Source organism: Alistipes sp. HGB5 (assembly GCF_000183485.2).
GTDB classification, from domain to species: domain Bacteria; phylum Bacteroidota; class Bacteroidia; order Bacteroidales; family Rikenellaceae; genus Alistipes; species Alistipes finegoldii.
Genome location: NZ_AENZ01000039.1, coordinates 1 through 9,760 on the forward strand (window position 1 = coordinate 1; position 9,760 = coordinate 9,760).

The 9,760-nt window shown below is 46.6% G+C and carries 11 protein-coding genes and 2 pseudogenes; 5 read left to right on the top strand and 8 right to left on the bottom strand.

Going from position 1 to position 9,760, the window contains the following annotated elements; all coding sequences use genetic code 11:
* The first annotated feature begins 237 nt into the window (after window positions 1-237).
* Window positions 238-567, top strand: a complete 330-nt coding sequence (locus HMPREF9720_RS05875) for a hypothetical protein (protein ID WP_004327465.1) — start codon at window positions 238-240, stop codon at window positions 565-567.
* A 3-nt stretch (window positions 568-570) separates the two neighbouring features.
* Window positions 571-987, top strand: a pseudogene (locus HMPREF9720_RS16080) (virulence RhuM family protein); the annotation flags it as partial.
* Here HMPREF9720_RS16080 and HMPREF9720_RS16085 read toward each other — a convergent pair.
* Both HMPREF9720_RS16085 and HMPREF9720_RS16090 read right to left on the bottom strand, forming a co-directional pair.
* Window positions 943-1,332: a plasmid mobilization protein gene (locus tag HMPREF9720_RS16085; RefSeq protein WP_441293822.1), complete on the bottom strand. Its 390-nt coding sequence runs from the start codon at window positions 1,330-1,332 to the stop codon at window positions 943-945. The pseudogene HMPREF9720_RS16080 and the gene HMPREF9720_RS16085 sit on opposite strands and share 45 nt — an antisense overlap.
* Before the next feature lie 329 nt (window positions 1,333-1,661).
* On the bottom strand, window positions 1,662-2,039 hold the full coding sequence (locus HMPREF9720_RS16090) for a DUF3408 domain-containing protein (RefSeq protein ID WP_004330044.1): 378 nt from the start codon (window positions 2,037-2,039) through the stop codon (window positions 1,662-1,664).
* Window positions 2,040-2,782: 743 nt separating this feature from the next.
* On the opposite strand from HMPREF9720_RS16090, the gene HMPREF9720_RS05890 reads away from it, so the two are divergent.
* Complete coding sequence (locus tag HMPREF9720_RS05890; protein ID WP_004330047.1) at window positions 2,783-3,094, top strand: helix-turn-helix domain-containing protein; 312 nt, start codon at window positions 2,783-2,785, stop codon at window positions 3,092-3,094.
* A 42-nt stretch (window positions 3,095-3,136) separates the two neighbouring features.
* Complete coding sequence (locus HMPREF9720_RS05895; protein WP_009597325.1) at window positions 3,137-3,460, top strand: helix-turn-helix domain-containing protein; 324 nt, start codon at window positions 3,137-3,139, stop codon at window positions 3,458-3,460.
* Window positions 3,461-3,981: 521 nt separating this feature from the next.
* Here the strand turns inward: HMPREF9720_RS05895 and HMPREF9720_RS15630 are convergent.
* A complete protein-coding gene (locus HMPREF9720_RS15630; protein WP_004320820.1) occupies window positions 3,982-4,374 on the bottom strand; it encodes a hypothetical protein in 393 nt (130 codons plus the stop codon).
* A 38-nt stretch (window positions 4,375-4,412) separates the two neighbouring features.
* Entirely contained in the window at window positions 4,413-4,973 is a 561-nt protein-coding gene (locus HMPREF9720_RS05905; RefSeq protein ID WP_004330050.1) for a sigma-70 family RNA polymerase sigma factor, read from the bottom strand.
* Between the two features lie 288 nt (window positions 4,974-5,261).
* Here HMPREF9720_RS05905 and HMPREF9720_RS16095 point away from each other — a divergent pair, with 288 nt between their 5' ends.
* Window positions 5,262-5,651 (top strand): hypothetical protein, encoded by a 390-nt coding sequence (locus tag HMPREF9720_RS16095; protein WP_227042927.1) that lies wholly within the window; start codon window positions 5,262-5,264, stop codon window positions 5,649-5,651.
* 168 nt (window positions 5,652-5,819) lie between these two features.
* Here the strand turns inward: HMPREF9720_RS16095 and HMPREF9720_RS05910 are convergent, their stop codons facing one another.
* The 4 genes and pseudogenes from HMPREF9720_RS05910 to HMPREF9720_RS05925 all read right to left on the bottom strand — a co-directional run.
* A complete protein-coding gene (locus tag HMPREF9720_RS05910; protein ID WP_039940021.1) occupies window positions 5,820-7,067 on the bottom strand; it encodes a site-specific integrase in 1,248 nt (415 codons plus the stop codon).
* Window positions 7,068-7,372: 305 nt separating this feature from the next.
* Complete coding sequence (locus HMPREF9720_RS15045) at window positions 7,373-7,957, bottom strand: hypothetical protein (RefSeq protein ID WP_014776483.1); 585 nt, start codon at window positions 7,955-7,957, stop codon at window positions 7,373-7,375.
* A gap of 41 nt (window positions 7,958-7,998) precedes the next feature.
* Window positions 7,999-9,510, bottom strand: coding sequence for a hypothetical protein (locus tag HMPREF9720_RS05920; protein WP_009597326.1), 1,512 nt, complete (start codon window positions 9,508-9,510; stop codon window positions 7,999-8,001).
* Window positions 9,511-9,539: 29 nt separating this feature from the next.
* A pseudogene (locus HMPREF9720_RS05925) lies at window positions 9,540-9,760 on the bottom strand (DUF3244 domain-containing protein); the annotation flags it as partial.

A 9,760-nucleotide genomic window follows, 5' to 3' on the forward strand; every position in this document is an offset into this window, starting at 1 on the left:
TAATATACTAAAATACTAAAAGTAGTATTTCTCGTTTTTTGCGTGTTTTTTGTACCGATCGGGGAAGCGTACCGAAATAAATCCTGTTTCCGTCTTTCGGTACGTTTTGTTTCTGTACCGGAATTAATCAAAGATTAGAATAACCATAAATGTTTTTATACGTTAATCATACGTATGTATATATGTATATATTTGTTTTTGAGTATCTTTGTGTGCTATAAATAAAAAATAAAAGACATGAGCACTTATTCGTATAAAAATCCGAAGTTTATAAATTCCCCTAAAGGGGTGGTTGAAGTTGTAGAAGTGATTTATGACGGCAAAGATGATCCGGCCTATTCACTGGCTATTATTAAATGGGAAAATACCTATAAATTAGGTATTCGTTGGAACATCGCTTATAGTGAATGGGACGATTACCGCAAACAGAACGGGCAAGATGAATGTATAGGTAATCCACAGTCGAGAGGTATTCCCACCTGGTTTGTTTTGCCCGATGATATGATGTTTGGTGAGAAGTTCAGCGGTGCGATGCAGAGGCTTGATGAATTAAGAAAAGGTAAGTAAGCAATGGAACAGGGAGAAATCATATTATACCAGCCGGATGAAGCGGTCAAGTTGGAAGTGAGGTTGGAAGATGAAACCGTTTGGCTGACACAAGAACAAATAGCCGACTTGTTCGGGACTAAAAGGCCAGCTATTACCAAACATTTGAACAACATTTACAAAAGCGGCGAACTTGATATAGATAGCACATGTTCCATTTTGGAACATATGGGTAATGACGGCAAACAGAGATATACTACTAAATATTATAATCTTGATGCGATTCTGTCAATAGGATATCGGGTTAATAGCAAGAACGCAACCCTTTTTAGGAAATGGGCGAATAGTGTATTAAAGGATTATCTTTTAAAGGGGTATTCCATTAATAAACGTTTGTCAGAACTTGAAAGGACTGTCGCTCAACATACCGAGAAGATAGACCATGATCCGCTTCAGCTTTCCCAGCAGCCCGTCTATCAGCAGCCTTGTCCTGTAAAAGCCTGTCTGGTGCGAGAGCTTTGTCAGGTGGTTCAGATTGTTCGCCATTCCCGCCAGGCTGCGCAGCAGCGCATTCTCTTCAGGCGTATGCCTTGCCGTAACGGTGGCCGCCAGTGCCACCTCCCTGATATAGACCGCCAGACTCCGGCCGGACTTCCTTGCCCTGAATCTGAGAGCCTCGTAGCTGACGGGGGAGAACTTCACTGTCACTCCCTTGGTCAGCTTCCGCGTCCTGCCCAGTGCCGGACGGCCGCGTTTTTTCTTCATCTCATTCATATCCTTTGTCATATGTTTTTTCTTTTTCGTCCGTACTTCTTTCATTCCAAAATCTGCGACCGGCGGGAGTGGATTTACCCTCCCTGCAACCGCCGGGCGCTGGGGAGCAAGGGTTTTCGGGAATCCGGAAACATAACCTTGCTATTACTATTACAGAATCCACCCTTCAAAACAACAGGAAATATTAATATCAATGGTTTCAGATAACCGTTTCCATTCCTGGTCCGGAAGGTGACAATGAAAGTATATCCGCCGGAGGTGTACCTATATTTTCTACAGTCATCCGTTCCGGCTGATATACGACCGGCAGTCATTCACACGGTCTGACAGTCACCGGTACTCTAAAGTTTCCTCCAGCGTTCGATGTCTTGCCGGTAGGTTTCAAGATGCCGTCTTGCCAGATTCTCCAGCAGCCCGGATACGCTCATTCCCCGGCAGCCCAGTCTCAGGACGATCATGTCCAGGGCACTACGAGTTTCCTCACTGATGAACACGGCTTTAGGTCCCTTGATTTTAGGGGGAATGAGATAAGTTTCCCGATACTTTTCCAAAGCCGGGCGCTTCGGTGCCTTCTCCGGCTTTGCCGGCTGTGGGCAGGTTCCGTCAAGTATCTCCCTGAGGGTACTTCCCAACTTCTCACACAGGACGGCCATACGGTGCGTATGTCCTTCCGCCATCGTTTTTCCCACAAGGGGCATGTCTTCTTTTCCTTCTTTCATAGAAACTTGGATTTACGTTGATACGATGGTTTCCCATATACCGGGAAACCGATTGTCGCCGGCAAATAAAACGATAAAAAACAGACGGATCGACACTTAGGGTTCTGTTGGCGTATTCTTCTGTATCATTCTCTGCTTCAGGGTGTACGGACGGTGAGAACTTCATTATTATACGCATCGGAAGCAGGGCATGAACTTTACGGATGCAGTTGCAATCACTAAAGACCGATTGCAACCATTAATGATTATAACCGGTCATTAATGGTTGGTTATAATTATTAATGGCCGGTTACAAACACTGATGCCCGCATCAGTGTTTGTCCGGCAGGCATCTTTCAGTCCGGATATGGAAGAACATCCTGATAACCGGCCTCTTTACCGGAATGGGACAAAACTGATGGACATCCGTCATGTTCATAAGCGTCTCCACGATAACATTTGGCGCATCTTTCTATTGTATAAATCAATAAAAGTACATCTTATGAAAAAGAAAGATCGCTTCGATTCCAATTGAATATCTATTCCGGACATCTGATGACATATAATGACATCTGATGAAGGGCCGGAACCATATCCGGGAACAATCATTTACTTTGCGGATGAAACAGGCACGCATATGGTGTCAAAGGTAGTCATCCTGTCTTGAAATTCAGGATGTTCCGCTGGGATTCACTAAATTGCGGCACGGAATCCGGATCCGAAGAGAGAATGAAACAGATGTCAAACCTGAAATTACAGTGATTATGGAAATAGTGAACATTGAGGCAAGGACCTTCGAGGCGATGCTCTCGGCCTTCCGGACGTTCGCGGACCGGCTGGACACCCTCTGCCGGCTGTACGGCGACATAGAGGAGAAGAAATGGCTGGACAACCAGGAGGTGTGCCTGCTGCTGAAGGTCAGCCCGAGAACCCTGCAGACCCTCCGTGACAACGGCACGCTGGCATATACACAGATCTGTCACAAGACTTATTACAAGCCCGGGGACGTGGAAAGTATCATCCGGATAGTGGAGGAGCGCCGCAAGCGGGCTGAAAGTATGGGAAGGTCGATCTGAAAGGCCATGAAAAACGAATGTCGAACAAAAAAAGATCAAGTCATGATGAATACCGATAACCGTCTGCTCACCCGTGAGAGCAGCGAGCATATAAGAGAGTTCTTCTCTACCGTCGAGCGTCTCTCCGTTTCCATGGAGCGTCTCTTTGCCGGCAGGTCACCGGCGATGGCGGGCGAGAACTTCTATACGGACCGCGAACTGGCTGAAAAACTGAAAGTGAGCCGCCGCAGCCTGCAACAGTACCGGGACAGCAGTCTGCTTGCCTTCACCCGGCTAGGCGGCAAGATACTGTACCGTTCTTCCGACATCGAGAAGCTGCTTGACGGCTGCTACAGGGAGGCGAGAACCAGACCGGAGGAACTTTAGAAAAGTTCCGTACGGGATCGTGAATGAAGGGGCGGGCGGTTGTCATACCGGCCGTCCCTTCGTTTTCTTTCCACCGGATGAACGACTTTAATTTGCTCATAAAGTATTTATACACAGAGTGTTTTCTTTATAAATTATGATCCGGTGACGACATTGGCATAACATGGCGGGACATGGAAACATTTTTCCGGTATGGCAATAAGATACGGGGATTCCATTATAAAAAAAGACCCTTATTTTATTATGTCATTATGTTATTCTGAAATTGGGGCGGGCTGCCCGTGTATCGGTGGAACGGTCCGTTCCTGTAATGGCGGCACATCCCGTACTGATATCATTATCCGCCGGCAATGTTGTTTCCCGGTCTTGCCGGAGTGACCTTATGCCGGCCGGTGACAACCGCATGTCCGTGTGTAAACATGGCGGCGCATAAAAACAGGCACACCCTCCGGGCTCCTGTCCCGTCGGATGCGCCTGTCTCCATCATGTCATATACAGCCGGACTACTCCGGCCCATGCCTCTATCTGAGTATCGGATTCGAGAGCAGTATCTTGTAATAGGCCACCCCGCCAATCTCTACCGGCATCCTCGCCATCATGAACTGCACGCTCTTCCTCTCCACCTTCGCCTGCCGCATGAGCCTCTGCACGATAAACCCGGCCGAGAACCTTGCGCATCTTTTATCCTTCCAGACGATGAACCCCTCGCTGTCGTCGGCCCGGCAGATATACCAGTCACCCGTCTCGTCATCGTGGGCGAAGTTCACCCGTCCACCGCCGAGGATTCCCAATTCGATTGACATCGTCTTTGACAGATAGACGGTTCCCCTGCTGTCAAGGTTGATGGTCCGCTTTCCCTTGTATGTGACTTCCTGCGGACGGGAGTTTTCCCTGTTGTATACTATCAGTGCCATAATTGTCTTTCTTTTATCGGTTGAACTGTTTTCGTTTTTCAATACATGAAGCTTTCCACCGCCAGCATCCGGCTTCTCCATGCGAAACCGCTGTGGGTACGTACCGCGTCCACTATCCTGCATACTTTCTGCGATATGGCCGATGCCGAGATACCCATGCATTCCGCCAGTGCCTTGAACGAGAACTGCGCCTCATAGAACCTGAGCATGAACATCCGGTATTCCTCGTAGGAGAACTTCTGCCTTACGAAACGCAGTATGTCCTTAACCAGCCTCTCGCACCCGTTCAGGTCGTCCTCGGAAAGGAATTTTGCCTCCTCGCCACATCGGAGGAAGAAATCATCTTCAGGGTGTGCATACCGGTTCTCCCTTTTAATCTTTACCAGGGCCGCCTTTTTGTAGCATCCGATGAAATACGCGTCATAGTCCGTTATGTCCTTTCCGGGAACCAGCACCTGCCTTCTTACGAAAAGGTAGGTGTCATGGAAATTGTCCTCGTCCAGCATTCCGTACCGGCGTAACGTCCCTCTCAACCTGTCATAGGATTTTGTGAACCACTCGTTGAACAGTCTTTCCTTTTCTGCGCTCTTGTCTGCCATAGCCTTATGTTTTTTTTGAGTCGTACATTTGTACGTTATACATGGCCTACACGGGTAGGCATTCTTATTTCTTGTGCTTCCTCCAGTTTGTTTTTCGGCGGTCTCCGGCAAGGCTTGCCGTGAAAAAATACGCTCACGCGAAGCGTGAGGAAGATTTTTTCACGAGCAACCAGCCCGCAGGGCCGCCTTGCGGGACCGGCCTGAAAAACAACTATTTTTGCCGCAAGAAATGAGGATGACAGATTACTTCCTTCTATCTATTGTCTGTCCGGTGAGAATTTAGATTCCATGCAGCTTTTCTGTCTTCGGTATGTTTGGAGAAATATTCAAGGATATGAAATGAGAACGGCAATACGTGATGTTGCGGAAGGAATGGATATGGGATTGGAAACAGGAAGCGTGCCCGGGCTTTCATGCAGTTTATACGGCGGTGTTGATTTTGAGGAGGATGACAGGGAAGTGACAGGATGGTCGGCTGTCGGAAAAGAAGCAATACCGGCGGACGTGGATATGGGCAAAACCACCCGTACATGCAATGCAGAGGGAGCAGGAGAGCCTTCACCACAGCCGGAGCCCCTTTTCATGCCGTATCCCGACATGAAAAGGGGCTCCTGGACAATTCTTTTCCTTTTTCCTTGTCGCACATGCACTACGTCGGTCGCAGTTTTCGCCTTCTGAATCAATTTTCCCGTCCGTCACCCGCGCATTCGGAGCGTTTTTCCGGCAGAAAATTTCACCGTACGGAAATTTTCTGCCGGAAACCGGAGGGAAAACGCGCAGATCCGCGGGGACGGCGGAACTTTGATGAAGAAGGGGAAAAATCACTCGTCCCGTAAATGCCTTCCCTCAGATGGCATCGCATATCTCCTTCTCCATCTTTTCCAGCTTATGGGACAGGACTTCCATGTCGCTGCTGATCTTCTGGTTGGTTATCCGGGCATATATCTGGGTGGTTTTCAAATCCGTATGACCCAAAAGACGGCTTACGGTCTCGATGGGCACACCGTGCGAGAGCAGCACGGTGGTGGCGTTCGTATGCCGGGCAACATGGTAGGTCAGCCGTATCTTGAAACCGCACTGCCTACCAAGTTCCTTCAATATGACGTTGCATCTGCTGCTGCTCGGTACCGGAAATACATGATCGTCCTTGGACAGCCCCTTGTACTTCTCTATGATGCGCCTGGGAACGTCCAGCAGGCGGATGTTGGACTCGGTGTTCGTCTTCCGCCGGCGGGTGATGATCCAGAGGTTGCCGTCGAAGAAGGTCTGGAGCCGGTCAGTCGTCAGCGCCTTCACGTCTGCGTATGCCAGTCCGGTAAACACCGAGAAGATGAAGAGGTCACGTACCAGTTCGCAGGTCCCGCTTTTCACCGGGACCTCCATCAGCGTCTGTATCTCACGCTCCGTCAGGTAGCCCCGGTCAACGCTCTCGAAGGAGTTGATGTACCCGGCGAAGGGATTGAAGGGAAGTGCACCGCTGTTGCGGGCGATGGAGATGATGTGCTTGAGCCCGATCATGTAACCCCATACGGTATTGGTGCGGCATTTCTTCTCCGTACGCAGAAAATACTCGAAGTTGTTGATGAAGGTCAGGTTGAGTTCCTTCAGGGGGATGTCGTCACGTCGGTACACTTTCGGGACGAACTCGCACAGGTGCTTGTATATGGTACGGTAGCGGTTGTATGTCCCCTGTACGCGGCTGTGTCCCACTTTCTTGATGAACTCCTCGTTGTGCTGTTCGAAGAGTTTCAGCAAAGTCTCCCGTTTCACGCCCAGTCCGAGGTAGACATCCCTCAGCCTGGCAGCAGTGACATAGCCGTCGGACTGCATCAGTTCCTGGTAACGACGGTTCACGTCCACACGTATCCGGTCAACCGCCGCATTGATTTTCTGTGCCTCGACGCTCTTGCCGGTGGCACGTGCCGTTTTCACGTCCCAAAGTTTCGGGGGTGCGTCCAGCTTGCAGCTGAACTGCTTGATTTCGCCGTCCACCGTAAGACGGCACATCAGGGGGAGATAGCCGTTGGCTCTCTCGCTGCCCTTCTTCACGTAGAAGAGAATTTTGAAAGTCGATCTGCTCATACTCGTTTTCATACTTTTTTGATTGTTACAAAGTTAATATCAAGCGAGTTGTCTCCAAGTATGAAAAATTGTGCAAATTACTGAAATATAACCTGTTGTACCGTTTCTTGTTCCTATTATATCAGTAACGATATGGGAACTGAAGTCTTTCGCAACTTTTATCGAACCTCCTTTTTCAGCTTATGCAGTATTATGAGCTAAACACCTAACTGATTAGTGGACTGCATTTTTGCTGTATTATCATTAACCTTGCCTTTTTCTTTTACGTTTATTTTAACTACTCGTAAAGTTTTTCGGCTTCCGCTTTTATTAAAGAGCTATTTACGTCCGCCTCCAAATACAACTCCTACGGAAATATTGAAATGCCGATTGGCCTTTTCTTCCAATTTATAATTGAAGGTTACGCGAAGATGGTGAAACAACTCTATACCGAAACGAGGCATGAGACAGAATGAACTACTTGAACCACCGATGTCGTATGAGTTATCGCCAATTAAAATTATGGGTGCTGCGTTTTCATGAGAAGCAAGCCCTAAACCCATACCAGCGAAGAATAAAATATTTTTCGATCTTCGAAAATTGTAGTCACCAACAACAAGATAATTAACAGAGGTGAATCCTAATTTCCTGACTTCATCAGATTGACGGTGAAAAACATTTCCGGCGACTTGAACTCCGATATCTATAGGCAAATGCAGAAAATTGTAGCGTATTTCCCCAAAGCCCATTCCCCCGGATTTTGCATTGTCAAAATTAAGCTTACTGGCGCCAAAAACTACGCCGCCACCAATCTCGACTTCTATTTGGCGAATTTCTCGATTCTGCTTTTCCGTAGGTCGGTAAGATTGGGCATTGACATTGAGGAGGTGCAGTAAGGAAAACAAGAAAATAATCTTCTTCATAGATGAACTGATTTGAGGTCTAAAAAAATGTGAGAAAATTATTACGATTTTTTTACGATCGTCATTCCGCCCCAACTATTGCCAAGACGTCCGGCAACATACACAGTCCCGAATTTGAGATTCTTCGGTTTGATTTTGAACTTACCTTGATTGATAATTTTCGCCCACTCCTTGAAAGATTGAGGCATGTGATTCAGATCCAAGTTAATCGTAAATGAAACTTCGCTTAAAAATATCTCCCTTACTTTTTTTACATCGCCTTTGCGCTTTTGTCCACCGGGAAGAATCGTAATGACTTTATCTGCGGAGAAGCATTGGATAGCATCGAGTTGAGTGATATCAACGTTGCTATTTTCTACACGCAACTTAAACCAATTTCTAATTTGTATAGGGTTCATCAGCGAAAGCTGTTGTTGCTGCAGAGCAGTAATATCCAATCCGACAATCGTAAGTACCATGCCTTGATGATTGAAACCGGGAATCGTTTTATATTCCGTACTGACAATCGAAGCCTCTGCATTTTTTGGATAATCGGGAATTCGCTTATAGCCTTCTGAAAAAATAATATTGCTCCACCCTATGAGTAATTCGCTTGCCTGTTTTCCACTCCAACCGATCCAATTCTTTTTCTGCATTTCTGCCGACGCTCCGAATTCCGTATAAAATTTATAGTTGTAATAATAAAATTTGCCCTTCATCCGATGCTTTTTCGATAATTTGTATGTATATCCACGGTTACGCCCGAAGATGCTTTGCCATAGTTTCCCCAACCATGTTTTGGCATCTGCATTGAATCTCGGAAATCTTTCAAAAGGAGGTATTTGTGTCGTAACAGTTCGTGTTGTCATGTTGAGCGTATTAACAATATTAGTCGAAAGGTCGTCGTCGTCGAGAACACCGGGAAGATCATCCGGCAGATCTTCGGCTTCAGCATCCAACACTTCAGTTATTTCAAATGTATTGATACGGTAAATATCCTCTGCTAATTGGTAGGTATTCTCTTCCATCTGGATTCCCTCTTCGGTTTCGAAGCGTTCATAATTACTCTCAAAGAATTTTTGTTTCGATTCCGGGAAGTAGTAGGTTCCTCTCGGTGAGATTTTATATATTGTCTGATCTACCATTACCTCTGCGCGAGCGTTAAGAAGTTTTGCTACTTTGATATTTGGCACAAGAGAATCATAACCTTTAGCTATATAGAGCGACATATCGTTATTTTCGATAAGTGCTTGTTCCTTGAGCGGTCTGCAATCCACACGCAGAATTGGATCAGTTGCAATGGGGAGGTTTTGGACTGGTTCCAGCAGATCAACATATTTTTCATTTGCAGTTAATCCTCCTTGTGCTTTAGTTGCAAAACATGCGCGTGTTGTAACATCATCATCTTGTTGATTCAGGGCCGCGATAAAATCTTCCTCCGATGAGAAAGACAACATGGCGATATTCGCTATATCCGTATTATTCCCATTTTCAGTTTTTGCCCCATCGAATTTTTGACATGAATAGATAGCTAATATACAGACAACAAAAAATAAGCATTGATATTTTTTCATTTTGGTAATTGATCAACTTATGATTAGTGTTATATTTCTAAGAATTCAATATGCCCTGTGTAAATCGTACCGTTTTCATATTCGACGGTAATCAGATAAACCCCGCAGTCGAGATCCGACACGTCGAGTGTCGCAGTCTGATCGGTGAAATTCACCATTTCCGTAAGATAGGTTCCATTGCCGGAGATCGTAACGAATGCCCGGTCGCAATTCTCCGGAGAGTGGAGCGTAATGGTGTTGCCATCTGAAG

Coding starts and splice junctions, on each gene's coding strand:
- HMPREF9720_RS05875 (WP_004327465.1), top strand. CDS start 238: ATGAGCACTTATTCGTATAAAAATCCGAAGTTTATAAATTCCCCTAAA.
- HMPREF9720_RS16085 (WP_441293822.1), bottom strand. CDS start 1,332: ATGACAAAGGATATGAATGAGATGAAGAAAAAACGCGGCCGTCCGGCA.
- HMPREF9720_RS16090 (WP_004330044.1), bottom strand. CDS start 2,039: ATGAAAGAAGGAAAAGAAGACATGCCCCTTGTGGGAAAAACGATGGCG.
- HMPREF9720_RS05890 (WP_004330047.1), top strand. CDS start 2,783: ATGGAAATAGTGAACATTGAGGCAAGGACCTTCGAGGCGATGCTCTCG.
- HMPREF9720_RS05895 (WP_009597325.1), top strand. CDS start 3,137: ATGATGAATACCGATAACCGTCTGCTCACCCGTGAGAGCAGCGAGCAT.
- HMPREF9720_RS15630 (WP_004320820.1), bottom strand. CDS start 4,374: ATGGCACTGATAGTATACAACAGGGAAAACTCCCGTCCGCAGGAAGTC.
- HMPREF9720_RS05905 (WP_004330050.1), bottom strand. CDS start 4,973: ATGGCAGACAAGAGCGCAGAAAAGGAAAGACTGTTCAACGAGTGGTTC.
- HMPREF9720_RS16095 (WP_227042927.1), top strand. CDS start 5,262: ATGCAGCTTTTCTGTCTTCGGTATGTTTGGAGAAATATTCAAGGATAT.
- HMPREF9720_RS05910 (WP_039940021.1), bottom strand. CDS start 7,067: ATGAAAACGAGTATGAGCAGATCGACTTTCAAAATTCTCTTCTACGTG.
- HMPREF9720_RS15045 (WP_014776483.1), bottom strand. CDS start 7,957: ATGAAGAAGATTATTTTCTTGTTTTCCTTACTGCACCTCCTCAATGTC.
- HMPREF9720_RS05920 (WP_009597326.1), bottom strand. CDS start 9,510: ATGAAAAAATATCAATGCTTATTTTTTGTTGTCTGTATATTAGCTATC.